This window comes from uncultured Sphingomonas sp. (assembly GCF_936927845.1).
Classification (GTDB): Bacteria; Pseudomonadota; Alphaproteobacteria; order Sphingomonadales; family Sphingomonadaceae; genus Sphingomonas.
In genome coordinates this window covers 202137-225339 of the sequence record NZ_CAKZHV010000060.1, presented here as the reverse complement: position 1 = coordinate 225339, position 23203 = coordinate 202137, and the positions used below count along the sequence as shown (strand labels likewise).

At 67.5% G+C, this 23203-nt stretch carries 23 protein-coding genes; 8 read left to right on the top strand and 15 right to left on the bottom strand.

The window, feature by feature from the left end; genetic code table 11:
• Positions 1–61 precede the first annotated feature (61 nt).
• Positions 62–709, top strand: a complete 648-nt coding sequence (locus tag Q0579_RS12965) for a hypothetical protein (RefSeq protein ID WP_298813039.1) — start codon at positions 62–64, stop codon at positions 707–709.
• Between the two features lie 213 nt (positions 710–922).
• Here the strand turns inward: Q0579_RS12965 and Q0579_RS12960 are convergent, their stop codons facing one another.
• The 5 genes from Q0579_RS12960 to Q0579_RS12940 form a co-directional block, all read right to left on the bottom strand.
• Positions 923–1375 carry a MaoC family dehydratase gene (locus Q0579_RS12960; RefSeq protein ID WP_298813036.1) on the bottom strand — a complete coding sequence of 151 codons (453 nt, stop codon included), beginning with the start codon at positions 1373–1375 and terminating at the stop codon, positions 923–925.
• Between the two features lie 25 nt (positions 1376–1400).
• A complete protein-coding gene (locus tag Q0579_RS12955) occupies positions 1401–2780 on the bottom strand; it encodes an ectonucleotide pyrophosphatase/phosphodiesterase (protein WP_298813034.1) in 1380 nt (459 codons plus the stop codon).
• 148 nt (positions 2781–2928) lie between these two features.
• Complete coding sequence (locus tag Q0579_RS12950; protein ID WP_298813032.1) at positions 2929–4299, bottom strand: hypothetical protein; 1371 nt, start codon at positions 4297–4299, stop codon at positions 2929–2931.
• A 568-nt stretch (positions 4300–4867) separates the two neighbouring features.
• Positions 4868–5203 carry a hypothetical protein gene (locus Q0579_RS12945; RefSeq protein ID WP_298813030.1) on the bottom strand — a complete coding sequence of 112 codons (336 nt, stop codon included), beginning with the start codon at positions 5201–5203 and terminating at the stop codon, positions 4868–4870.
• Positions 5204–5290: 87 nt separating this feature from the next.
• Complete coding sequence (locus tag Q0579_RS12940) at positions 5291–5548, bottom strand: hypothetical protein (protein WP_298813028.1); 258 nt, start codon at positions 5546–5548, stop codon at positions 5291–5293.
• A 278-nt stretch (positions 5549–5826) separates the two neighbouring features.
• Here Q0579_RS12940 and Q0579_RS12935 point away from each other — a divergent pair, with 278 nt between their 5' ends.
• The gene (locus Q0579_RS12935; RefSeq protein WP_298813025.1) at positions 5827–6111 is read left to right on the top strand and encodes a hypothetical protein; all 285 of its coding nucleotides are present in this window, start codon (positions 5827–5829) and stop codon (positions 6109–6111) included.
• A 29-nt stretch (positions 6112–6140) separates the two neighbouring features.
• On the opposite strand, the gene Q0579_RS12930 is transcribed toward Q0579_RS12935, so the two are convergent.
• The 3 genes from Q0579_RS12930 to Q0579_RS12920 form a co-directional block, all read right to left on the bottom strand.
• Positions 6141–6509, bottom strand: coding sequence for a hypothetical protein (locus Q0579_RS12930; protein ID WP_298813023.1), 369 nt, complete (start codon positions 6507–6509; stop codon positions 6141–6143).
• The gene (ychF, locus tag Q0579_RS12925) at positions 6506–7606 is read right to left on the bottom strand and encodes a redox-regulated ATPase YchF (protein ID WP_298813020.1); all 1101 of its coding nucleotides are present in this window, start codon (positions 7604–7606) and stop codon (positions 6506–6508) included. Before ychF ends, Q0579_RS12930 begins: the two co-directional genes overlap by 4 nt.
• A 118-nt stretch (positions 7607–7724) precedes the next feature.
• Positions 7725–8309 carry a TIGR02466 family protein gene (locus Q0579_RS12920; protein ID WP_298813017.1) on the bottom strand — a complete coding sequence of 195 codons (585 nt, stop codon included), beginning with the start codon at positions 8307–8309 and terminating at the stop codon, positions 7725–7727.
• Positions 8310–8442: 133 nt separating this feature from the next.
• Here Q0579_RS12920 and Q0579_RS12915 point away from each other — a divergent pair, with 133 nt between their 5' ends.
• Positions 8443–8883, top strand: a complete 441-nt coding sequence (locus Q0579_RS12915) for a globin family protein (RefSeq protein WP_298813015.1) — start codon at positions 8443–8445, stop codon at positions 8881–8883.
• Entirely contained in the window at positions 8880–9374 is a 495-nt protein-coding gene (locus Q0579_RS12910) for a hypothetical protein (RefSeq protein WP_298813012.1), read from the top strand. The genes Q0579_RS12915 and Q0579_RS12910 overlap by 4 nt, the downstream gene beginning before the upstream one ends.
• A 30-nt stretch (positions 9375–9404) precedes the next feature.
• Here Q0579_RS12910 and glsA read toward each other — a convergent pair whose 3' ends face one another.
• Positions 9405–10376: a glutaminase A gene (gene glsA / locus Q0579_RS12905; protein ID WP_366522287.1), complete on the bottom strand. Its 972-nt coding sequence runs from the start codon at positions 10374–10376 to the stop codon at positions 9405–9407.
• A 120-nt stretch (positions 10377–10496) separates the two neighbouring features.
• Here glsA and Q0579_RS12900 point away from each other — a divergent pair, with 120 nt between their 5' ends.
• Positions 10497–11705 carry a GGDEF domain-containing protein gene (locus Q0579_RS12900; RefSeq protein WP_298813003.1) on the top strand — a complete coding sequence of 403 codons (1209 nt, stop codon included), beginning with the start codon at positions 10497–10499 and terminating at the stop codon, positions 11703–11705.
• Here Q0579_RS12900 and pth read toward each other — a convergent pair.
• The 3 genes from pth to Q0579_RS12885 all read right to left on the bottom strand — a co-directional run bounded on the left by pth (position 11702) and on the right by Q0579_RS12885 (position 14125).
• The gene (gene pth, locus Q0579_RS12895; protein ID WP_298813001.1) at positions 11702–12271 is read right to left on the bottom strand and encodes an aminoacyl-tRNA hydrolase; all 570 of its coding nucleotides are present in this window, start codon (positions 12269–12271) and stop codon (positions 11702–11704) included. The genes Q0579_RS12900 and pth overlap by 4 nt on opposite strands.
• A 109-nt stretch (positions 12272–12380) precedes the next feature.
• Positions 12381–13070: a 50S ribosomal protein L25/general stress protein Ctc gene (locus Q0579_RS12890; protein ID WP_298812999.1), complete on the bottom strand. Its 690-nt coding sequence runs from the start codon at positions 13068–13070 to the stop codon at positions 12381–12383.
• A gap of 161 nt (positions 13071–13231) precedes the next feature.
• The gene (locus tag Q0579_RS12885) at positions 13232–14125 is read right to left on the bottom strand and encodes a TraB/GumN family protein (RefSeq protein ID WP_298812997.1); all 894 of its coding nucleotides are present in this window, start codon (positions 14123–14125) and stop codon (positions 13232–13234) included.
• A 144-nt stretch (positions 14126–14269) separates the two neighbouring features.
• Between Q0579_RS12885 and Q0579_RS12880 the strand changes: the two genes are divergently transcribed.
• From Q0579_RS12880 to ppdK, 3 genes are all read left to right on the top strand, one after another.
• Positions 14270–15193: a glycine--tRNA ligase subunit alpha gene (locus tag Q0579_RS12880; protein WP_298812995.1), complete on the top strand. Its 924-nt coding sequence runs from the start codon at positions 14270–14272 to the stop codon at positions 15191–15193.
• The gene (gene glyS / locus Q0579_RS12875; protein ID WP_298813176.1) at positions 15181–17610 is read left to right on the top strand and encodes a glycine--tRNA ligase subunit beta; all 2430 of its coding nucleotides are present in this window, start codon (positions 15181–15183) and stop codon (positions 17608–17610) included. Before Q0579_RS12880 ends, glyS begins: the two co-directional genes overlap by 13 nt.
• A gap of 428 nt (positions 17611–18038) precedes the next feature.
• Positions 18039–20723 (top strand): pyruvate, phosphate dikinase, encoded by a 2685-nt coding sequence (gene ppdK / locus Q0579_RS12870; RefSeq protein ID WP_298812993.1) that lies wholly within the window; start codon positions 18039–18041, stop codon positions 20721–20723.
• Between the two features lie 72 nt (positions 20724–20795).
• Here ppdK and Q0579_RS12865 read toward each other — a convergent pair whose 3' ends face one another.
• The 3 genes from Q0579_RS12865 to Q0579_RS12855 all read right to left on the bottom strand — a co-directional run bounded on the left by Q0579_RS12865 (position 20796) and on the right by Q0579_RS12855 (position 23174).
• Positions 20796–21110, bottom strand: a complete 315-nt coding sequence (locus tag Q0579_RS12865) for a hypothetical protein (RefSeq protein ID WP_298812992.1) — start codon at positions 21108–21110, stop codon at positions 20796–20798.
• 88 nt (positions 21111–21198) lie between these two features.
• On the bottom strand, positions 21199–22209 hold the full coding sequence (locus Q0579_RS12860) for a type II secretion system F family protein (protein ID WP_298812991.1): 1011 nt from the start codon (positions 22207–22209) through the stop codon (positions 21199–21201).
• Positions 22206–23174 carry a type II secretion system F family protein gene (locus Q0579_RS12855; protein WP_298812990.1) on the bottom strand — a complete coding sequence of 323 codons (969 nt, stop codon included), beginning with the start codon at positions 23172–23174 and terminating at the stop codon, positions 22206–22208. Before Q0579_RS12855 ends, Q0579_RS12860 begins: the two co-directional genes overlap by 4 nt.
• Positions 23175–23203 lie beyond the last annotated feature (29 nt).

Sequence of the window (23203 nt, the reverse complement as noted above, 5' to 3'; positions counted from 1 at the left end):
CCCCGTTCTACGGTGAACCGCGGCGCGTACCCGCCGCGTTCCTGCGTACGGGAGAGTGATGATGAACCTGAAGCGTATCGGCCTCGTCGCCCTGCTCGGCAGCCTTGGGCTCGGCCTGGGTGCCTGCACCGATGGTTATGGCTATAGCGGCGTCAACGTCGGCGTGGGCAGCGGTTACTATGGCGACGGCTATTACGGCGGCGCGGGCTATTACGGCGATCCTTATTACGCCGGCGGCTTCGGGGGTTACACGCCGGGTTATTACGGCTGGTACAACAACTTCTATTATCCCGGCACCGGCGTGTACGTGTACGATCGCTACCGCCGGCCTAACCGTTGGAACGACGGGCAGCGCCGCTATTGGGAAGGCCGGCGCGGCAACGCACAGGTGCGACAGAACTGGGGCGACTTCCGCCGCGACGTTCGCAACGAACGGCGCGACTATCGCGGCGATATCCGCGACAATCGCCAAGCCTATCGCAACGGGCAGATCACGCGCGAGCAATTCCAGCAGGGTCGGCAGGATGCGCGGCGCGAGTACCGCGGCGACGTGCGGCAGGATTATCGCGACCTGCGCCAGCAGAACCGGGCAGAAGGTGTCCGCACTCCGCGTCCGCAGGGCGCATTCCGTCCCGGCGGTCGTGGCGGTGATGGCTTCCGCGGTCGCGGCGGCGGTTTCCGCGGCGGACGGGGGCAAGGGCCGCGCTGAGCGGGCCTGACCGTCTTACGTCGCCTCGCTGATTGATGATCGTCGGCAGCCAGACCATCCTGGTTGCCGACGTTGGTTTGGGGGGGGGCGCTTAACGTAGCGGGACGCTTAGCATTGGCTGAGTTAATGTTCGTCGTGGGTGCTTAGCGGAAGCTCGGATGACGGCGCGGGCTTCGAGGACCTAACCCTCGGCACGGCGTTTGATTCGATCGCTCAGCCCGCGGTTGGACTTGTCGCGATCAGGCCGTTCGAGATCATCGACATCACCGCGACGTCGTCCTGGTTGAACACCGTCAGCCGGCTCTTGAAGATCCCCATCTCGGGCCGCGAGGCCGAGCGGCGCTTGTCGATCACCTCGGTGTCGCAGCGCAGCGTGTCACCGGGATAGACCGGCTTCAGCCAGCGAAGCTCGTCGATCCCCGGCGAGCCGAGCCCGGCCTGCCGGTTGCGCTTCAGATTGTCGACCAGCATCGCCATCACCATCGCGCAGGTGTGCCACCCGCTGGCCGACAATCGCCCGAAATGCGTTGCCGCCGCTGCCTCGTCGGACAGGTGGAAGGGCTGCGGGTCGTAGCGCGACGCGAAGTCGATCACCTCCTCGCGCGTCACCTGATAGCTACCGAACGATTGCCGCGCGCCGACCTCCAGATCCTCGAAATACTGCATTGCTTGCCTCCTCAGCGCTCCCTGCTTACCGCCTGAGCACGCCGCGAAACGGCCGATCGTCACCGTCGAGCGCCTGTTCCGGCGGCAACCCGAGCAGATCGCGCAGCAGCGGCGCCACATCGACATTGTCGAAATCGCCGACGCGCTTGCCGCTGGCGAAGGCCGGGCCGTTGGCGATGAACAGCGCGCGCATGTCGGGCGCTTCATTGTCGTAGCCGTGATTACCGCCCTCGCGCGGGCGCGATGGCGCGGTCTTCTCGATCGACCAGGCACCGCCCGGACGATCGTCGGCGAGGCAGAGATAGGGCGGCACGCGCACGTTCGCGCCATAGTGGAAACGCGCCGGAATGTTGCCCTTGGCCCAGCACGTCATGTGCGGATGCGGTGCGAGCAGCGCGGCGCGCACCGCCGCGTCGCGACCCGGCGCGGGATAGAAGCTGGCGTACGGCCCGGCCTCGAACACGCGCGCGTCGGCGGGTGGCAGGATGCGGTCGAGCGCGATCACGCGCGTGCTGCTGGTCGCTGCCATGCCGTGGTCGGCGACGATCACCAGATTGGCGGGCTGACCCAGTTCGGCGAGCGCCTGCGTCAGCGCGCCGATATGGCGGTCGACCTCGGCCACCGCCTGCGTCGTGCGCGCGTCGCCGGGGCCGTAGCTGTGCCCGGCGCTGTCGACCGTGTCGAAATAGAGCGTCACCAGCCGCGGGCGCGTGGCGGCAGGCCGGCGCAGCCAGTCGATCACTGCCGCGACGCGCTGCTCCCCCGTCACCGCCTGGTTGAACTGCTGCCAATCGGACGGGCGCGTGCCGCCGTTCACCTCGCCGTGACCGCCCGTACCGCGCACACCGCCCCAGGCGACGTTCGATCCCGGCCAGAACATCGTCGCGGTGCGGATGCTCGCTTTCTCCGCGGTGACCCAGATCGGCTCGGCCGCATTCCACCAGAACGGATCGTCGCTCGCCATCGTGAAGGTTTCGTCCGGGCGCGCGGGGTCGATGAACGAATTGGCGACGATGCCGTGGCGGTCGGGGCGCAGGCCGGTCACCAGCGTCCAATGATTGGGGAAGGTCTTCGACGGGAAGCTCGGCCGCATGTCCGCCGACACGCCGGTCGCGGCGAGGCGTGACAGATTGGGGGTGACGCCGCGCGCGAGATAATCGGGGCGGAAGCCGTCGATCGACACCAGGATGGTGACCGGCGCGCGCGCCTCCTGCATCGCGGGCGCCGTGGCCGCGCCGGTGTAGCGGGTGCCGGTGGCGGCGGGCGAGGTCGCCGCGGTGGTGTAGCGTGCACCCGTCGCCGGCGGCGCAGGCTGCGTCACCGGCGACAGCGCCGGGGGCGTATAAGGATAAGCGCACGCGCCCAGGGCAGCGAGCGCGGCGAGCGGGAGAGCCGAGCGCAACATCGCCGTTGCTCCTAATCCTCGCCGCTCGCTTTGTCTCGTACCATGCGGATTGTGAGTGCTCCCGACCTACTATCTCCTCTCACTTGTCAGGGAGGGGAGATGACGGTGATGCGGCTCGATCACCGACGCCGTCACCTCGGCTTCTGCCTCACAACCCCACCGCCAGTTTCGCGAACAATGTCCAACTGACCGGATTGTCGCCATACGCCGCGTCGAGCGCGTCGGGCTTGGCGTAGGCGGCCACCGTGCCCCCCAGCGCGACGCCGAGCGCGCCCGCGATCGGCAGGCGATAAGCGTAGCCGCCTTCGGCCTTTGTGACGCGGAAACGCCGGTCGTGCAGGGGCGAGTCATGGTCGGGAAAGAGCTCGTCGTTCACGACATTCTCGACCCGCGCGAAAACGGCGTGACGGCGCGTGATCTCCCACGTCGCCTCGGCGAGATAGGCGTTCAGCACGTCGCCCGGCTGGCGATCCTTGCGCGACCAGGCGAGCGTGGTCGACACGCCGCCGCGCGCCCATTGCACGCTCGCGGTGGTGCGGTTCTCGTTCTCGCCCGGGTGCTGGACCTCCGGTTCCTTCAGATGCCCATGGCTCACCTGCACGGCGAGATAGGGCGAAGGCGTCCAGGTGCCGCGCAGCGACCAAGAGTCGAGCCGGACGGGATCGATGTTCCAGCGCCGCTCGTCGGGCTCGCGCCCCTTGAACCACGATCCCTCGAGCTGGAACCTGGGCGCGGAGAGCCCCGCGGTCACCACGCCGTAGGTGATGTGGGTCGAATCGAACCAATGGTGCGTGATCGGCGACAGCGGCTGATAGCGCGCCGAGCCCCGATGCATGAACGCCGACGGGCCGAGCGCGGGCTCGCCGACCGGCCCGCCGTAGAGGAACAGGTTGGCGTCGCCCCCCAGCACGCCCTCGCCAAGCCGGTAGTCGACGCGCGCGGCCAATTCCATGAACAGGTCGTGCGGGTGCTGCCGGTCGACCAGCGGCACACCGTTCGCGGTCTCCCCGGTCGCGAACAGGTTCGGATAGCCACGCTGCCCCATCGCGGGCTCAAGGCTCCCCATTGCGCGCACCTGGAGGTGGAAACGGTCGCCGAGATCACGGTCGCCCATCAGCATCGCCATCGACTGCACGAACGCCATGCTGCTCCCACGCGGTCCGCCTTGATCGGTGACGCTGGCCCAGGCGTAGCCGTGCGCCATCACCATCCACTCGCCGGCCGAGAACATCGCGCCGCGCATCGGGCCTTCCGCGGCGGGAAGCCGCGCGGTGCCGCTGCCGGGCGAATACCAACCGTTCGCGGTGCCCATCGTCATGCCCGACATCGCCACGCCGAGTGGTGCGCGTGCCAGCGCGGCGTCGCTCGCCTGTCGCCACGCGGGTGGTGCGGTGAAGGACATGGCGTGGTTCATATCGGCGTGGTCCGTGCCGCTGGTCATGCCCGCGTGATCCATCGCGGCGTGGTTTGCAGGCACCGCATCGGTCGGCGCGGGCATGTCGTGGCCCAGGTGGTTCATGCGATGAAGATCGCTGCCCGCGCCAGTCTCCATGCCGGGCATGGCCGCGTGCGGCGGTCGTTCGGTTTGCGCGTGACCCGATGGAGCGGCTCGGTCCGGTGCCGGCCGCGGACGAGCATAATCGATGCCCGCGTAATCGCCGTGGGCTTCGTGCACACCATCCGGCACCGCGGCATGGCCGATGTGCCCCGAGGCTGCATCGCCGGCTGGTGTCGCGCCAGCCAGGGGCGCCACGTGGCCGGAATGATCCACGCCTGCGTGACTGGAGAGCGCATCATGCGTGGTGCTCGGGCCACGCGTTCGGACGGCTTGTCGCACGCTGGCGCTGCGCGTGCCGGACGACTTCGCGATCGCCGTGCGTCGGGCGCGGGCCGGGTGTGGCTTCGTTGTGGCGCTGCTGGGCTCGGCTGTACGCGGCGAGGTGGCAGGGGTCGGCATGTGGTGGTGCTGCGCCGCAGCGGCCGACGGCAGCAGCGCGCCCGCCGCGCAGGCGGCGAGCAGGGTGGGGCGATACATGGGAGAACTCCGGGAAGAAGGAACGCGTGACGCGCGCGAGGGCGCGCGGCGGCTACGCGTTCTTCGGCGGAGGCGGGGTCGGACGGCGCGCTTCACCGGGTGTGAACGAGACGGCACGCGCGGGCAGAGTGCGCACCAGCGGCGGCATCGCGCCGCCCAGCCGCGCGCTCAACAGCATGTCGGGCGGAATGCAGCCGATGCAGTCGTGCCCGCCCGCGTGTGCGCCGCGCTGCCCGTCGCCCGTGTGACCGGCAGCGTGATCGGACGCCGCCTCGTGGTGCATGCCCGCCTGCACATAAGGTACCGCGCCCGCATCATGGCACGCCGGCCGCGCGGTCGCGGGCAGCGCCACGATCAGCGCGAGGAGGAGCAACAGGCGGCGGAACACGTTATCCTCCTACCGCCAGATGCCTCCGCTGACCATCCGCTCGCTTGTCATGCCAGGCGGTGAGCGGCCGGGCTTTTGAGCAACCGATCAGGGGGCATAGGCGGCGTACCCGACAGCCTTGTCACGCGCGGGATGATGCACCAACACCTTGTGCCTCGCCCAATGTGCCTGCGTCCGGCAAGCGGGCGCCGGGTTGTTCGGTCGCGGATCGAGCAGCGCGTCCGAGAAGAACCGGATGCAATAGCGGTCGGTCGGAGCGTCATAGTGGACGGCGTAAGCGCGCGCGTTCGCCGGCTGTTCGGCGAATGCGGCGGTGCTCGCGGTGAGTGCGAGGCCAGCGGCCATTAAGGGCATCGTTGCGATCATCATCTTCTCCACGGCGGCTCTTCCAGTGAGGCGCTGATGAAGCCGATGCGAGAAGTGTGCCATTTCAATAACACACCAGCGTCGCCGTCGTTGCGCGTCTTCGATGTGCCAGTATCAGGTATGATGCGCCAATTATCGGCGGCGATGCCTGCGCTTAGCCGCCCGCCGCGCGATCGTTACACCCGCCAGCACCCAGCGCCGTGCGCGGCGATGTACGGGTGCGGGAACGCGCCCGACGCTCGCGCTTTGTACCGCGCATGCGACTGTTCCTCCTCGCGCTGCTGGTTCCGCTTGCCGCGTGCGGCAAGGGTGAGGGCGGCAAATCGTCCGATGCTGGCGCGAAGAGTGGCGGCAACAGCGCCGCGGCTGCCCCAATGGCGACCCCGACCGGTCCGCCCCCCAAGACGCCGGTGATGCAGGTGACGCCCGCGCCCGGTACGCAGCCGCAGTGGCTAGAACCGCGCTCGGATAAGGGGGCGCCGAAGAGCGCGCCCTACGGTAATCTGCTGAACCAGCCCGTGGTCGACACGCCGCGACGCTGATCCCGTCGAAACGGCGCCGACGCCCGATCCTAACGCCGTCGCTCGCACCATAACAATGGCGCGACACCCAGCACGTAGCCGAGAAATGCCGCCTGCACCGGCACGGCGATCGCGAGGGCGTCGATGTCCAACGCCCGCCACGCCCAGGCATTCGCCGCCACGTCGGCGATCATCACCGCCATCGCGAGTGCAATTCCCCGCCGCGCGTCACCGCGTGCGAGCAGGATGATCACGCCCGCGTCGAGCAGCACCAGCGCGTTCCAGAATGCCTGTAGCGCCACCGGACCGACGCGGTACGGCCACCAGCCGAACCGCCACCAATCGGCCGCGTGGGTCAGCGTGCCCCAGGAGAATCTGGCGATCAGCACGCCGCGCGCGATCGCGGCGGCGCGCGTCACACGTTGAAGCGGAACAGCATCACGTCGCCGTCGTGGACGACATATTCCTTGCCCTCCTGGCGCAGCTTGCCCGCGTCGCGCGCCCCCGCCTCACCGCCGAGCGCGACGTAATCGTCGAACGCGGTCGTCTCGGCGCGGATGAAGCCGCGCTCGAAATCGGAGTGGATTGCACCTGCCGCCTGCGGTGCCTTGGCACCCGCCTCAACGGTCCAGGCGCGCGCTTCCTTCGGCCCGACCGTGAAGAAGGTCAGCAGGTTGAGCAATTTGTACCCGGCGCGGATCACGCGCGCGAGGCCGCTTTCCTCCAGCCCCAGCTCGGACAGGAACTCCGCGCGGTCCTCGTTCGGCATGGTCGCGATCTCGGCCTCGATCGCGGCGGAGACGACGACCGCCTGCGCGCCCTCGGCCGCGGCCTTGTCGAACACGCGCTGCGAGTAGGCATTGCCGTTCGCGGCGTCCTCCTCGTTGACGTTGCACACGTACAGCACGGGCTTCGCGGTCAAGAGCTGCGCCTGCTCCAGCACGCGCGCTTCCTCCGCGTCGTTCACCTGCGTCAGCCGCGCCGGCTTGCCTTCGCGCAGCAGGTCGAGCGCACGGCCGAGCACCACCGCGGCGAGTTTCGCGTCCTTGTCGCCCTGCTGGCCTTTCTTGGCGAGGTTGGGGACGCGCTTCTCCAGGCTGTCGAGGTCGGACAGCATCAGCTCGGTCTCGACCGTTTCGGCGTCGGCGATCGGGTCGACGCGGTTGTCGACGTGCTGGATGTCGTCATTCTCGAAACAGCGCAGCACGTGGACGATCGCGTCGACCTCGCGGATATTGCCGAGGAACTGGTTGCCCAGACCCTCGCCCTTCGACGCGCCGCGCACCAGCCCGGCGATGTCGACGAAGCCGAGCTGCGTTTCGATGATCTTGGCCGATTTCGCGATCGCCGCCAGCTGGTTGAGCCGCGGATCGGGCACGCCGACGTTCCCGACATTGGGCTCGATCGTGCAGAACGGATAGTTCGCGGCCTGCGCGGCGGCCGTTTCGGTCAGCGCGTTGAAGAGGGTGGACTTGCCGACGTTGGGCAGGCCCACGATGCCGCAGCGGAAACCCATGCGTTGTTCCTAGTGCTTCAAGACAGATTGGGGAGAAAGGATTGCGGGCGCACCTAATCGTTCACGCGCGTTTCCGCCAGTGGTGCGGATGCGCGCGGATTTGCCGCCGGCAATGCGGTTACCAGCGATAGTTGAAGCTGATGCTGATCCGCTCGGCTTTCGCGCTGCTCGGCATCACCTCGTGGCGCAGCCAGCTTTCCCACAGGAACACGCTGCCTGCGTGCGGTTCGGCATAGACGAACGTGTCGGGGCGGGTCGGCGCCGCCATCAACATCGCGAGGCGCGGGTCCTCGAGCTTCAAGGCGCCCGACCCTTCGGGCACCGCGACGTAGAAGGTGCCCGACACGACGCTGTGCGGGTGGAGGTGCCCCGAATGCGTGCCGCCCGGCTTCATCACATTGACCCACAAGCTGTCGAGCTTAAGCTTCCGCCCGGCGAGGTCGAGCTGGAGATCGCGCGCGAAGGCGGCGACGTGGCGGTCGAGCACCCGTTTCAGGTCCGCGAACGCCGGATCGCGCTGCGGCAGGTCTGCGAGCGAGGCGTAGCTGGTATAGCCGCGATAGCCGTGCTCCTTTGACCACGCGCGTCCGGCGCGGTCCTCCTGCGCGAGTGCGCGACACGATGCGTCCAAATCGTCGAGCAGCGCTGCATCCTCGACGCGGGACTCGTAGAACAGGGTCGGGAACAGGGCGCGGCTGGTCATCGATCTGCCGAAGCATGCGGTCCGCGTGCGTGTCAAACTGCGCCTCGTTGGCGCGACCGCTACGCAATTCACACGATCGAAGAATGATCTGCATTAATCTTTGCGTCGTAACTGGCTGATATGACGACGCATCATGATCACATCGCGTCAGATCACGCTGGTCCAGAACAGCTTTGCCGCCGTCCTCTCGATCACCGGTGAGGTCGCAGCCGACTTCTACGCTCGCCTGTTCGCGCTGGCGCCGGACACGCGCGCGCTGTTCCGCCACGACATGGCCGAGCAGGGGCGCAAATTGTTCCTGACGCTCGCCACCGTGGTCGACTCGCTCGATGTGATCGAACGGGTTCTGCCCGTCGCGGAGGATCTGGCGGTGCGTCACGTCGGCTATGGTGCGCACGACCGGCATTATGCTGCGGTGGGCGAAGCGCTGGTCGGTGCGCTCGCCGCGACGCTGGGCGACCGGTTCGATCCCGACACGCGCGCGGGCTGGATCGCGGCTTATTCGATGTTGTCCGACCGCATGCGCGCGGCGGCCGCGGGCGTTGGCCACGGACCGATCGCGGCGGCGGCATGAGCGCGCTGTTACGCGACGGCGGAGCACCGATCGCGCCGCCTTCGCTGTTCGGGTCGGCCGAGGCGCGCGCGGCGCTGCATAACGAAGCCGAGGCTTACGTCTCCCGCGCGTTCACCATGATGCGACGCGCCGAGGCACTGGTCGCGGGCGAGCGGATCGGCAGCCTCGCGCTGCTCGCGGGCAACCGCGACCGGTTGACCGCGCATCTGGGCCGGTATCAGCGCTTCAAGCACGGGCAGATCTTCGATCCCGTCGTAAGTCACGGTCCGGCATCCAGCAGGATCGTCGCGCGCACGATGAAGCTCGATTGTTTTCAGCTCGGCGAGGTCGTCACCGCCTATCACGCGCGCTGGCGCCATCTGCGCGAGACCGAGTGGACGATCTATCGCGCCGAGATGGTCGAGACGATCGCGATGCTGCAACGAAGCATGGAGGCCGAACTGCGCGCGATCCGGCAATTGCTGATGATCTCGACGCTCTACGTCGCCTGATTGCAGCGCGGCTTCGGGCGCGGTGTTGCTTCAGGGGCGCGGCGGGCCGAACACCGACCAGCCGGTGCGCGCCGCCAGCATTTCCAGCGCGTGGACGCCCTGAATCGAATTGCCGTTCTGGTCGAGGTTGCGCGACCATACCGCGAACGAGGCCACTTCGGGTGCGATCGCCAGGATGCCGCCGCCGACCCCGCTCTTGGCCGGTAGCCCGACGCGCAGCGCGAAGTCGCCCGAGGCGTCGTAATGCCCGCACGTCATCATCAATGCCAGCAGGTGGCGCATCCGTGTCGCACGGGCGTTGTTCTTCGCGCCATTCTCACCTGACTCGTCCTTCTTCAGCCGCGTCCGCGCCAGGAACCGTCCGGCGCGCGCCAGTTCGGCGCAGTTGAGCGACACCGCGCATTGCGCGACATAGCGGCGCAGCACCTGGTCGGGGTCGCCGCGCAGGTTGCCGTGATGCTTCATGAAGCTCAGCATCGAACGGTTCAGATCGCCGCCGCTCGTCTCACTCTCCAGCACCTCATCGTCGAGCGCGACGCGGTCGACCCCGAGCTGATGCGCGATCAGGTCGACCACCGCACCGTGCGCGCCCGCGCCCTTCATCGCCTCACCGACCACGTCGACCGTCACCAGCGCGCCCGCGTTGACGAACGGGTTGCGCGGGATGCCGTCGTTGCGCTCCAGCTCGACGATCGAGTTGAACGGATCGCCCGAGGGTTCGCGCCCGACACGTTCGAACACGGCGTCACCGATCGCGCATAGCGCGACCTCGAGCGCGAATACCTTGGAGATGCTCTGGATCGGAAAGCGCGTGGCGGTGTCGCCGCCGCACAACACACGTCCATCGGGCAGCGCAACCGCGATTCCCAGCGGTCCGGGGGTCGCGCCTGGCTCCTTCGCATCCGCCTCGCGCTCGATCGTTGCGGCGTTTACCGCGATCTCGTCCGCTACCTCGGCGACGATCCGGTCCAGGTCAGTCACGTCTATGTTCCCCTCGCACATCGCCACTGAACGTGCGCGACGCCGCCGTGTGTCCCGCGCAATCGCGGCGGATGTGTAAGGAAGTGTGAGCGTGCGTTAACGGCTTCTTCGCCGCGTGTGAGGTAGCGATTGCATCGAGGCATGATCGACCTCGCCACCCTTTATTCGCTGATCATCGGCACGTTGCTCGTGAGTGCGGCGCTGACGGTGTGGGAGAGTTTCGGGCGCTGGCGGCGGCGGCCGCTGCTGATCTGGGCGGCGGGATGGACGACGCTTGCCGTCGGGTGCAGCATCGCGGTCGCGCGCACCCATCTGCCCGGCGCGTCCGGCTGGGCTGCCAGCAACCTCGTGATCGTCACCGGTTATCTGCTGGTGTTGAACGGCGTCGGCGCGCTCGACGGTCGGCGGTATCTGCGCAGCTCGGTGCTGCTCGTGCTGGCCCTTGCCACCGGCTGGATCGTGGCGGGTGGGGCTGAGCGCTACGCATTCTGGCAACACGCCGCCGGGCTGCCGATCATGATCGCGAGCGCGCTGACCGTGTTCGAGCTCGTACGCAACCGCGCGCTCAGGCGGTTGCGCACGCGCCCGCTCGCAATCCTGCTGCCCGCGATGCACACCGCGATCTATGCCGCGCGCGTGTTTGTGCTGCCGCTGCTCGCGACGCGCGGCGGCGACGCGGTGATCGCCCTCGCGTCCAAGATCACGATGTACGAGGGCGTGCTCTACTCGGTGGCGATGCCGATGACCCTGGTTGGTCTGGTGCGCGAGGAAGCGCAGCGCGACCTGCTTGCCGCCTCGCGGACCGATTTCCTGACCGGGCTGACCAACCGGCAAGGCTTGTTCGAGGCGGGCGCGCGGATGCTGCGCGGTGATCGCACCGCAACGCTGCTGGCGTTCGACCTCGATCATTTCAAGGCGATCAACGACGCGCACGGCCATGCCGCGGGCGACGCGGTGCTGCGCTCGTTCGCGCAGGTGATGCGCGATGAGACGGACGGAACCGCCACGCTCGCGCGGTTGGGCGGCGAGGAGTTCGCCGCCTTGCTGCCCGACGTCAACCTTGCCGCGGCCAAGGCGCTGGGCGAGCGCATCGCCGCGCGTTTCGCGAACCGTACCGATCACGGCGACGGCGTGGTCGTCACCGCGACCGTCAGCATCGGGCTCGCCCAAGCCGGCAGCGACGGCGGCGATCTCGACGCGCTGCTCTCGGCCGCCGACCGCGCGCTCTATGTCGCGAAAGCACTAGGGCGAAACCGGCTGATCTGCGCCTCGCCGCTGTTCAACGGTGCTGGTGCAACGCCGCCGCGCAGCGTCGCGACTTCGGACCCCACGCGTCGTCTGGTCGCCTAGTCCGCCATGCGTAGCGCGACGTCGTTCATGAAGCGCACGTCGTCACCCTGCGCCAGCCACTCCGCTTCCCCCGCAACCGCGCCGAGCATGTCGGACAGCGTATCGATCTCGGCCTTGGCGTAATTGCCCAGCACATAGCCGCTCACCCGGTCCTTGTGCCCGGGATGCCCGATGCCCAGCCGCACGCGGCGGAACTCAGGCCCCAGGTGCTGGTCGATCGAGCGCAGCCCGTTGTGCCCGGCAAGCCCGCCGCCGGTGCGCACCTTGACCTTCATCGGCGCGAGGTCGAGCTCGTCGTGGAAGACCGTCAGTGCGTCCACGCCAAGCTTGTAGAAGCGCATTGCCTCGCCGACGCTGCGCCCGCTGTCGTTCATGAAGGTCGCCGGCTTGAGCAGCATGACCTTGGTCGTGCCGATGCGGCCTTCCTGCACCCAGCCCTGAAACTTCTTGGCCGGCGCGGCGAAGCCGTGGACCTCGGCGATCGCATCCACCGCCATGAAGCCGACATTGTGGCGATGCATCGCATATTGCGCGCCCGGATTGCCGAGCCCCACCCACAATTGCACGTCAATCATCTCCTAACGAGAACGAGGCCATCAACAGAAAAGGGCAGGGGAGCTTGCGCCCGCCTGCCCCTTTTTATGGCTCACCCGCGTCTCCGCCGGTGCGAGGGGATCAGCCCTCCGACTTCTCGCCGTCGGCGTCGGTGCCGGCGTCGTCACCCTCGGCGGCCTCGTCGGTCGCTTCGGCATGCTCGGCGGCCTGCGTCTCGGCGACCTCGGCGTCGAGCGCCTCGTCCTCGGCGGTCGGGACCGTCGGCGGCACGATCGTCGCAACGGTGAAGTCGCGGTCGTCTATCGACGGCTCGACGCCGTTCGGCAGCGCCACGTCGCTGATGTGGATCGAATCGCCGATCTCGCGGCCTTTCAGGCTGATCGCGATCTCGGTCGGGATGTTCGCCGCGTCGCAAGTCACCTCGATCTCGTGGCGCACGACGTTCAGCACGCCGCCCTGCTTCAGATAGGCCGACTCGTCTTCGTCGGTGAAGGTCACCGGCACCTGCACGGTCACCGTCTCGTGCGCACCGATGCGCAGGAAGTCGACGTGGACCGGACGATCGGTGACGGGGTGGAACGCCACGTCCTTGGGCAGCGTGCGCTGGCCGTTCAGCGTCACCACGGTGGTAAAGAAGTGACCGGTCGACAGCGCCTTGACCAGCGCCTTTTCCTCGAGGTGGATCGCGGTCGGTTCGCGGTTCTGACCGTAGATGACGGCGGGGACGCGGCCTTCGCGACGCAGCGAACGAGAGGCTCCCTTGCCAACCCGGTCACGCGTCTCGGCTGCGAGCGTAAGAGTGTCGCTCATGATATGCTCCGAAATTCGTGTAAGTGCTTCCCGTCACGCCTCCAGGGATGACCATGACCGGAAGCCGGCGCGCATAGCTGGGCAAGGGCTAAAAGGCAAGGCTGGGCAGGAGCGCCCACCTCCACGCCGCCATCCCTCTAAGCTCGGTAGGGCGGAGCAGCTCAGTATTTCACCCGCACCGCGTCGAGCTTGTACGCTTTTAACTGCTCCTGCACGCTGTTCGCGCCCGCCAGATGACCCGCGCCGACCGCAATGAACACGGTGCCCGGCGTCCGCATCCGCTCCGCGATCCAGCCCGCCCATTGCTTGTTGCGGTCGGTCAGGAGCGCCTTGGCGACCTCGGGCGAGTCCTTCAGCCCCTTGTTCATCTCGCGCGCCAGCGCATCGGGGTCGCCGCGCGACCAGTCGTCGACCATCTTGTCCATCGTCGCATTCGCGGTCGGCAGTTCGTCGATCGTGCTTTCCAGCAATTTCACCTGCGCGGGCTTCGACAGGCCGTCGAAGATGCCGAGCTGCCCTTCGAACGTTTCCAGCCCGACGACCGGCTTGTTCGCCGCCTTCGCCGCCGCCGACAGCACCTGCTCCGGCCCGTTCGCCGCGCCATAGCCCGATTTCTGCACCGGCAGCAGCGACAACGTGACCGCGGCGAACCACGGCCGCATCTTCTCATAGGTCGCAGGCGGCACCTTGCCCGCTGCCATCGTCGTCACCAGCGTCTGGCGGTATTTGTCCGACACCTGCGTGCTGAGCGCGGGCTGGTCGGGCGCGAACGCCTTCGCCAGCACGATCTTCTGCTCGGTCGCCTGGTCGGGCTCGACCATCTCGAGCACCAGCGTGTTCGACTTGTCGAACGCGGTCTTCACCGCCTCGTCGAACCAGGTGAGGCCGGGTTTCAGCACGTGGATCGTCCCGAACAGGTAGATCGTCGTGTCCGCGTCCTTCACCACCCACAATGCCGGATCGGCATCCTTGGTCGCGACCGCGGGGGCGGGCGCCTGCTTGGCGCAGGCGGGCAGCGCCAGCAGCAGTGCGAAGGCGGAGGTCAGGGTCTTCATCACGGGGGTCATGCAAGCGGCCTTCGGGCAAGGGAAGCGCGGATATGCGGTGCGTCTATGCCACCCGCAACTGAACCGCCCCCGAACGGGACGCGTCCCATCGCCTTGCCTCGCCCGCACGCTTGCGCCAGAGCACCGCGCGTCATGACCGACGCGCGCACCCCCTCCACCAGCGGCACCCGCCCGCTCTCGTTCCAGTCGATGATCCTGCGGCTCCACCAATATTGGTCGGAGCGCGGCTGCCTCATCCTGCAACCATACGACATGGAGATGGGCGCGGGCACCTTTCACCCCGCCACCACCCTGCGCGCGCTCGGACCCGAGCCGTGGAACGCCGCCTTCGTCCAACCCTGCCGCCGCCCAACCGATGGCCGCTACGGCGAGAACCCGAACCGGCTCCAGCATTATTACCAATATCAGGTGATCCTGAAGCCGAGTCCGCCCGACCTGCAGGAACTCTACCTCGGCAGCCTGCTCGCGATCGGCGTCGACGTCTCCACCCACGACATCCGCTTCGTCGAGGACGATTGGGAATCGCCCACGCTCGGCGCCTGGGGCCTGGGCTGGGAGGTATGGTGCGACGGCATGGAGGTGACGCAATTCACCTATTTCCAGCAGATGGGCGGCTTCGACTGCAAGCCGGTCGCGGGTGAGCTGACCTACGGGCTCGAACGCCTCGCCATGTACATCCAGGACGTCGACAACGTGTACGATCTCGCGTTCAACGACGCGGGCGTCTCGTACGGCGAGGTGTTCCTCGAAAACGAGCGCCAGATGTCGACCTGGAACTTCGAGATCGCCGACACCGACGCCTTGTTCGACGCCTTCCGCAAGCACGTCGCCGAGTGCGAGAATTCGCTCGCTGCCAAGCTGCCGATCGCCGCCTACGAGCAGGCGATCAAGGCGAGCCACGTCTTCAACCTGTTGCAGGCGCGCGGCGTCATCTCGGTTGCCGAACGGCAGGCGTACATGGGCCGCGTCCGCGATCTCGCGAAGGGCGCCTGCGCCGCGCAGATCGAGAAGATGACGCCCCAGTGGCAATCCCGTTTCCCGGAGTGGAGCCTGTGAACCCCGCCACCCAGAACGACTTCCTGCTCGAACTCCGCTCGGAGGAGATCCCCGCGCGGATGCAGGCGAAGGCACGCGAGGATTTGTCGCGCCTGTTCGCCGCCGAACTCGCCCGCGCCGGCCTGTCGGCGTCCGAGATCGTCACCTACGCCACCCCGCGCCGCCTCGCCCTGATCGCGCGCGACCTGCCGCTGGCGACTGAGGCAGTCAGCGAGGAGGTGAAGGGCCCGAAGACCAGCGCCCCGCCGCAGGCGCTCGACGGCTTCCTGCGCAAGACCGGCCTGACACGCGAGCAACTGACCGAGCGGGGCGGCGTCTTCTTTGCGGTGACCGAGAAGCCCGGCCGCGCCACCGCCGACGTGCTCGCAGACGCCATCCCCGCGATCATCCGCGCCTTTCCCTGGCCCAAGTCGATGCGCTGGGGCGATGCGTCCGCCTCGACCGAGTCTCTGCGCTGGGTCCGCCCGCTGCACGGCATCGTCGCGCTGTTCGGCGAGGAGGTGGTGCCCGTCGCGATCGCGGGGATCGACAGCGGTGCGGTCACCTACGGCCACCGCTTTCACCATCCCGGCGCGATCACGATCGGCTCGGCCGCCGATTACGCCGACAAGCTGCGCATGTGCCACGTCATCGTCGACCAGGACGAGCGCGCCGCGACGATCCGCACCCGCGCCCAGGCGCTCGCGGCGGACGCGCGGCTGGAACTCGTCCCCGACGAGGGACTGGTCGCGGAGAACGCTGGCCTGACCGAATGGCCTGTGCCCTTGCTCGGCCGCTTCGACCCCGCCTTCCTCGACGTGCCGCCGGAAGTGATCCAGCTCACCGCGCGCGTGAACCAGAAGTATTTCGTCTGCCGGGACGGGCAGGGCAAACTCGCCAACGCCTTCATCTGCACTGCCAACATCGACGCCACCGACGGCGGCGCGAAGATCGTCGAGGGCAATCGCAAGGTCCTAGCCGCCCGCCTCTCCGACGCGCGCTTCTTCTACGACACGGACCTCAAGGTGCCGCTGGAGGACCAGGCAAAGAAGCTTGAGAAGATCGTCTTCCACGAGAAGCTAGGCACCGTCGCCGACAAGGTAGACCGCGTCGCCAAACTCGCCCGCTGGCTGGTCGAGGAAGGTATCGTCGGAGGCGGAAATATCCTTCCCGAACCGGGGAGGGGGACCAGCGAAGCTGGTGGAGGGGGAGAGCCCCCAGCGTTACCCCCCGAGGCCACCCCCCTCCACCGTCCTGCGGACGGTCCCCCTCCCCATGCTGGGGAGGATAAGGCGCACCTCGCCGACCTCGCCGAACGCGCCGCGCGCCTGTGCAAGGCCGACCTCGTCACCGGCATGGTCGGCGAGTTCCCCGAGCTACAAGGCCTGATGGGCGGCTATTACGCCGCCGCGCAAGGCGAGGACCCCCAGGTCGCCGAAGCGATCCGCGACCATTACAAGCCAGTCGGGCAGGGCGACGACGTCCCCACCGCCCCGGTCACGGTCGCGGTGAGTTTGGCGGACAAGCTGGATACGTTGGTTGGTTTTTTTGTTATCAATCAAAGGCCATCAGGGTCTCGCGATCCCTTTGCGCTGAGGCGGGCCTGTCTGGGAGTACTATCGCAACTTCAAGATTCTCAAATTAGGCTTCGTCTGAGTACAGCAACTATTAGAGCTTCTGTGCCTGTCCTCTCTCAAATGGGGGATCGGATTAAGGCTGACACTCAGCGGATCAAAGCCAAAAGCAGCCTTCTAGAGGAGTTGTATGCCGCTCTAGACAGAGCTACTCCTGATCTTGGCTATGTTCGTGCGTTAGAGGAGATAATTCGTAAGCATCCAAGCTCTGCCTTGGAAGATGAGCTGACAGAAATAATTCGTCCTTTCGGCCAAAAGGGTAACGGGTTTAACAGCCTTGTCGCCAATGTCCTCGACTTCTTCGCCGACCGCCTCAAGGTCCAGCAACGCGAGGCCGGCGTCCGCCACGACCTGATCGACGCGGTGTTCGCACTCGGCGGCGAGGACGATCTCGTCCGCCTGCTCGCCCGCGTCCGCGCGCTGCAATCGTTCGTCACGACCGACGACGGCGCCAACCTGCTCGCCGGCTACAAGCGCGCCGCCAACATCCTGAAAAAGGAAGGCGTCGACGCGTCCGCTCCGGTCGCGCGAGAACCGCTGTCCTACACGCCCGAGAAGGACGAAGCCGCGCTGATCGCCGCGCTCGACGCCGCCGAACCCGCCGCCGCCCGCGCGGTCGAGGCGGAGGATTTCGAGGCGGCGATGGCGGCGCTCGCTAGCCTGCGAGCACCGATCGACGCGTTCTTTGAGACCGTCACCGTCAACGACCCCGACGCGGCCAAGCGTGCCGCGCGCCTGAACCTCCTCGCCCGCGTCCGCGCCTCCGTCCACACCGTCGCCGACTTCTCCAGGATCGAGGGGTAACCGCATGACCCAGTTCCGGGTCAACATCGCCCCGCGATGTTGAGATTGTGCCGGGGGCACAATCGGCCCGGAACTCCCCACCGGGGAAAGGGAGGGGCCCGCCCGGCAAAGCCGGGTGGGAGGGTGAGGGGCAGCGGCTGCATGCCAGCCCTACCCGAGCGCACCTGACCCATCCCAACCCCTCCCTGATCAGAGAGGGGAGACAGCGAAGTGGAGCCGCGCGCAAAAAACGCGCGTGAACCTCAACTTCCTCAACTTCGCAAGAATCTTACCGTCGCACGTTCCCGCAACACCACCGCGCAAACCACTGTCTCCGCGCCATTCCGCACGTGTCACCAGCCCGCACGCCCCGCCGCCATCCCACTGGCCATCGCACCCATCCGGGCCTATGCCGCGTTGCAACAATAAAGCATCAGGAGACGATCACGGTGGCCAACGGGGCAAGCGAGAAGGTCCAATACGTCTACCGCTTCGGCGGCGGCACGTCGGAGGGTAAGGCGGGGCAGAAGAACCTGCTCGGCGGCAAGGGCGCGAACCTCGCCGAAATGGCCTCGATCGGTCTGCCCGTCCCCCCCGGCTTCACCATCTCGACCGAGATGTGCACGCGCTACTACGAGGAGGGCGAACGCTTCCCCGACAGTCTGCGCGACGAAGTCGCCGCCGGCATCGCGCACATCGAGGAGGTGACGGGCAAGAAGTTCGGTGACGCCGCCGATCCGCTGCTCGTTTCGGTCCGCTCGGGCGCGCGCGTCTCGATGCCCGGCATGATGGATACCGTCCTCAACCTCGGATTGAACGACCGCACCGTCGAGGGCCTGGCCACCGCCAGCGGTGACGCGCGCTTCGCCTGGGACAGCTACCGCCGCTTCATCCAAATGTACGCCGACGTGGTGCTCGAACTCGACCACGGCGCGTTCGAGGAAGCGCTGGAAATCTTGAAGGAAGACCGCGGCTACACGCTCGATACCGAACTCTCCGCCGACGACCTGCGTGCGCTCGTCGACGAGTACAAGGGCTTGGTCGAGCAGCAATGGGGCAAGCCGTTCCCGCAAGACGAGCACGACCAGCTCTGGGGTGCGGTCGGCGCCGTCTTCGGCTCGTGGCAGTCGGATCGCGCCAAGGTCTATCGCCGGTTGAACGACATTCCCGCCGATTGGGGCACCGCGGTCAACGTTCAGGCGATGGTGTTCGGCAACATGGGGGACACCAGCGCCACCGGCGTCGCCTTCACCCGCGATCCGTCCAAGGGCGACCGCGCATACTATGGCGAGTTCCTGATCAACGCCCAAGGCGAGGACGTCGTCGCGGGCATCCGCACGCCGCAGTATTTGACCAAGGCCGCGCGCGAGGAGGCCGGCGCCAAGCCCGCCTCGATGGAAGAAGCGCTGCCTGAGGTCTATACCGAGCTGGCGGGCGTGTTCGACCGGCTCGAGACGCACTACCGCGACATGCAGGACATCGAGTTCACGGTACAGCAGGGCAAGCTCTGGATGCTCCAGACCCGCTCGGGCAAGCGCACCGCCAAGGCGGCGCTCAAGATCGCGGTCGATATGGCGAACGAGGGGCTGATCACCCGTGAGGAGGCGGTCGCGCGCGTCGACCCGCAGGCGCTCGACCAGTTGCTCCACCCGACACTCGACCCTGAGGCCAAGCGCGACGTGCTGACCAAGGGGCTTCCCGCCTCGCCGGGTGCCGCCAGCGGAGAGGCCGTGTTCGACGCCGACATCGCAGAGCGCCACGCCGGCGAGGGCAAGTCGGTGATCCTGATCCGCACCGAAACCAGCCCCGAGGACATCCACGGCATGCACGCGGCGAAGGGCATCCTGACCGCGCGCGGCGGGATGACCAGCCACGCCGCGGTCGTCGCGCGCGGCATGGGTCGCCCCTGCGTCTCGGGCGCGGGATCGATCTCGATCGACGCCAAAGCCAAGGTGATGCGCGTCGCGGGGCGCGAGGTGCGCGAGGGCGACACCGTCACGATCGACGGCTCGACCGGCGAGGTGATGGCGGGCGAGGTCGCGACGATCCAGCCCGAGCTCGCCGGCGACTTTGGCACGTTGATGGAATGGGCCGACGAGGTCCGCCGCCTGAAAGTCCGCGCTAATGCCGAGACCCCCGCCGACTGCCAGGTCGCACGCGACTTCGGCGCCGAAGGCGTCGGCCTGTGCCGCACCGAGCACATGTTCTTCGAGGCCACGCGCATCACCGCGGTGCGCCAGATGATTTTGGCCGAGGACGAAGCAGGCCGCCGCGCCGCGCTCGACCGTCTGTTGCCAGAGCAGCGCAGCGACTTCGCCGCGATCTTCGAGGTGATGGCGGGGTTGCCCGTCACGGTCCGCCTGCTCGATCCTCCCTTGCACGAATTCCTGCCGCACGAGGAAGCCGAGTTCGCGGAAGTCGCGTCCGCTGCGGGGCTGGAGGTCGACCAGCTCAAGCGCCGCGCCGCCGAGCTGCACGAGTTCAACCCGATGCTCGGCCACCGCGGCTGCCGCCTGGGCGTGACCTACCCCGAAATCTACGAGATGCAGGCGCGCGCGATCTTCGAGGCCGCGATCGACGTGGCGGAGAAGTCGGGCGAGGCGCCGATCCCCGAGGTGATGATCCCGCTGGTCGCCACCAAGCGCGAGCTCGACCTGATGAAGGCGGTGGTCGATGCCGCGGCGAAGGCCGTGTTCGCCGAGCGCGGGCGCGAGATCGACTATCTGGTCGGCACGATGATCGAGCTGCCGCGCGCGGCCTTGAAGGCGGGCGAGATCGCCGAGACGGGCGAGTTCTTCTCCTTCGGCACCAATGACCTGACGCAGACGACGCTGGGCGTCAGCCGCGACGACGCCGCGCGCTTCCTGGGCGCCTACGTCGAGAAGGGCATCTACGCCAAGGACCCGTTCGTCAGCCTGGATGTCGAGGGCGTCGGCGAACTGGTCCGCCTGGCGGCCGAGCGCGGTCGCGCGACGCGCGGCGACATCAAGCTCGGCATCTGCGGCGAACACGGCGGCGATCCGGCCTCGATCGCCTTCTGTGAGGAGGTCGGGCTCGATTACGTCAGCGCCTCGCCCTATCGCGTACCGATCGCGCGACTGGCCGCGGCGCAGGCAGCGCTCCGGCTGCGCTGACGAAAAACACCGCCGCGGTATGGTGCCGCGGCGGCCGTCAGCGGCTCGGTGTGGGAGAGGTTCGGACGGGCCTCAGAGCGGCCGGCGGTCTTCGTCGCGGATCACATGATCGTCGCGGTAGGCGGGCTCTGCACGCGATGCGGCGCCAGGCGCCGCCGTGGTGACAGGAGCTGCGACCGGTGCGGCGCTGGCGAGTCGGCTGTTCTCGCGCTCCAGTTCGTTGACGCGCGCTTCGAGCGACTTGCGCGTTTCCGCGTGGCCGTTGCGCTCGTCGGCGTAGCGCTGCTTCCACTTCTTGCCACCGGGATGGCTCGCCAGTCCGAACAGCCAGCCGGCGACCAAGGCGACGGCCAATGCGATATATTGCGTCGTGGTGGTGAACAGCATCTCGTTCCTCCCTGTTACGCAGGCATAACGAGAGGTCGGGACCGCTGTTCCCTTGCGCGCCGCGCCGGTTGGGGCGCGGGAACCTGACTCAGCCGCCCGGCCCCTTGCCCGAGAAGGCGTCGTTGATCGAGCAGGCCGCGGGCCCCAGGATGACGATGAACAGCACCGGCAGGATGAACAGGATCAACGGCACCGTCATGATCGCGGGCAGCCGCGCGGCCTTCTCCTCCGCGCGCATCATGCGTTCGTTGCGGAACTCGGCCGACAGCACGCGCAGCGCGCTGGCAAGCGGGGTGCCGTATTTCTCCGTCTGGATCATCGTCGTGACCACGCCCTTCACCGCGTCGAGTGCGACGCGCTTCGACAGGTTCTCGAATGCCTGGCGCCGGTCGGTCAGGAAGCCCAGTTCGATCGCGGTCAGCGCGCATTCCTCGCCCAGTTCGGGATAGGCCTTGCCCAGTTCCTTTGCCACGCGGTGGAACGCCGCGTCGACGGTCAGGCCGGCCTCGGCGCAAATCACCAGCAGGTCGAGCGCGTCGGGCAGGCCCTTGCGGATCGCGTCCGACCGTTTGGTGATCAGGTTCTTCAGATAGATGTCGGGCGCCTTGTAGCTCAGGATGAAGCTCGCCGCGACCAGCCCGTAGCGCTTGATTGGACCCCAGGTCGGGAAAGCGTCGAGCCCGTAGACCCACAACACCATGAACCCGCCGATGACGACCGGCAGGGCGACGCGGCCGAAGATAACGCCGATCGCCCAGTCCTTTTTGCGGATACCCGCCTGCATCAGCTTCTGTTGCGCGGCGCGGACCTGTTCGTCCTGCAGCATCTTCAGGCTGGACAAGAGATCGCGCAGCTTGTCGGCGGTCTCGCTCTTCTGGACGAGCTTGGCACGGCGCTTGGAGGTCGACGCCGTGATCCCCGCCTTCAGCTGCTCACGGCGGTCGTTCAGCGCCTTGACGCGCTTCGACATCGGATCGCGCACGCTGAGCGCCGCGTAGATCGCGAACATGACCGCCGCGGCCGCGACCCCGGACAGGATCGTCGCCACCCAGAGCACGTCGATGCCCATCAGCGTCGGGCCGGGAGGAGACGCGATCATATCTCGAAGCTCACCATCTTGGACATGATAAAGGCGCCGATTCCCATCCAGATCAGGCCGCCGCCGCCGGTGATCATCAGCCGTTCGTCGACGAAGAAGTTCTGCATGTACTTGCCGTTGATGATCCAGATCAGCACGAACACGATGAACGGCAGCGCGCCGACGATATAGGCCGACGCTTTCGATTCAGACGACATCGCCTTGATCTTGAGCTTCATCTGCATGCGCGAGCGCAGCACGGTGGCGAGGTTCTGGAGCGTTTCGGCAAGGTTGCCGCCCGTCTCGCGTTGGATCGCGATGGTGATGACGAAGAACTGGAATTCGGGCGTGCCGAGCCGGTCGGCCGTTTCCTGCAACGCCACGTCCATCGAGCGGCCGATCTTCATCTTGTCGCTGACTGAGCGGAATTCCTCACCCACCGGGCCGTCGACTTCGGCGCCGACGACCGACATCGTTTCGGTGATCGGCAGGCCCGAGCGCAGGCCGCGCACCAGCAGCTCGATCGCGTCGGGGAACTTCGCGTTGAACTTGGCGACGCGCTTCTTGATGACCTTGCCGACCCACCAGTGCGGGAAGCCCGCGCCGACGCAAAGCCCGAGGAACAAGGCAAGCAGCAGCGGCCAGCCGCGCAGCAGCATGAGGAGCGTAAGCCCCACCGCCAGCCCGAGCGAAACCATGCCGTACTGGCCGACCGTCCACGTCTCGCCGGTCATGTTGAGCCGTTTCTGCAACTCGGCCGGGTTGGGCAGCAAGCGCATTGCGGCCTTGTCGGCCTTGGTCTGGTTGCGCCCGGTGATGCGGCGCATCTGCGCCTCCATCGCGCCCTCGGCCGAGGTGGAGTGACGCTCGCGCAACGCGACCAGGCGGCGGTTGCTCGCTTTCTGCGCCGATGGTCCGGCAAAGGCGAACAGGATCATGCCGAGCGTGATGAGCGCGCCGATCCCGATCAACATCATTGGCAGCATGGTTCGCCCTTCACGCTAGCACCCGCGCC

Bases quoted from the DNA above. Each gene is read 5' to 3' on its own strand.
- Q0579_RS12910 (WP_298813012.1), top strand. From the start codon at position 8,880: ATGAGCGCGCTGTTACGCGACGGCGGAGCACCGATCGCGCCGCCTTCG.
- Q0579_RS12920 (WP_298813017.1), bottom strand. From the start codon at position 8,309: ATGACCAGCCGCGCCCTGTTCCCGACCCTGTTCTACGAGTCCCGCGTC.
- Q0579_RS12880 (WP_298812995.1), top strand. From the start codon at position 14,270: ATGACCGACGCGCGCACCCCCTCCACCAGCGGCACCCGCCCGCTCTCG.
- Q0579_RS12900 (WP_298813003.1), top strand. From the start codon at position 10,497: ATGATCGACCTCGCCACCCTTTATTCGCTGATCATCGGCACGTTGCTC.
- Q0579_RS12955 (WP_298813034.1), bottom strand. From the start codon at position 2,780: ATGTTGCGCTCGGCTCTCCCGCTCGCCGCGCTCGCTGCCCTGGGCGCG.
- Q0579_RS12915 (WP_298813015.1), top strand. From the start codon at position 8,443: ATGATCACATCGCGTCAGATCACGCTGGTCCAGAACAGCTTTGCCGCC.
- Q0579_RS12965 (WP_298813039.1), top strand. From the start codon at position 62: ATGAACCTGAAGCGTATCGGCCTCGTCGCCCTGCTCGGCAGCCTTGGG.
- glsA (WP_366522287.1), bottom strand. From the start codon at position 10,376: ATGTGCGAGGGGAACATAGACGTGACTGACCTGGACCGGATCGTCGCC.
- Q0579_RS12885 (WP_298812997.1), bottom strand. From the start codon at position 14,125: ATGAAGACCCTGACCTCCGCCTTCGCACTGCTGCTGGCGCTGCCCGCC.
- ychF (WP_298813020.1), bottom strand. From the start codon at position 7,606: ATGGGTTTCCGCTGCGGCATCGTGGGCCTGCCCAACGTCGGCAAGTCC.
- Q0579_RS12940 (WP_298813028.1), bottom strand. From the start codon at position 5,548: ATGGCCGCTGGCCTCGCACTCACCGCGAGCACCGCCGCATTCGCCGAA.
- Q0579_RS12960 (WP_298813036.1), bottom strand. From the start codon at position 1,375: ATGCAGTATTTCGAGGATCTGGAGGTCGGCGCGCGGCAATCGTTCGGT.
- Q0579_RS12890 (WP_298812999.1), bottom strand. From the start codon at position 13,070: ATGAGCGACACTCTTACGCTCGCAGCCGAGACGCGTGACCGGGTTGGC.
- Q0579_RS12855 (WP_298812990.1), bottom strand. From the start codon at position 23,174: ATGCTGCCAATGATGTTGATCGGGATCGGCGCGCTCATCACGCTCGGC.
- Q0579_RS12860 (WP_298812991.1), bottom strand. From the start codon at position 22,209: ATGATCGCGTCTCCTCCCGGCCCGACGCTGATGGGCATCGACGTGCTC.
- Q0579_RS12865 (WP_298812992.1), bottom strand. From the start codon at position 21,110: ATGCTGTTCACCACCACGACGCAATATATCGCATTGGCCGTCGCCTTG.
- Q0579_RS12950 (WP_298813032.1), bottom strand. From the start codon at position 4,299: ATGAACCACCTGGGCCACGACATGCCCGCGCCGACCGATGCGGTGCCT.
- Q0579_RS12935 (WP_298813025.1), top strand. From the start codon at position 5,827: ATGCGACTGTTCCTCCTCGCGCTGCTGGTTCCGCTTGCCGCGTGCGGC.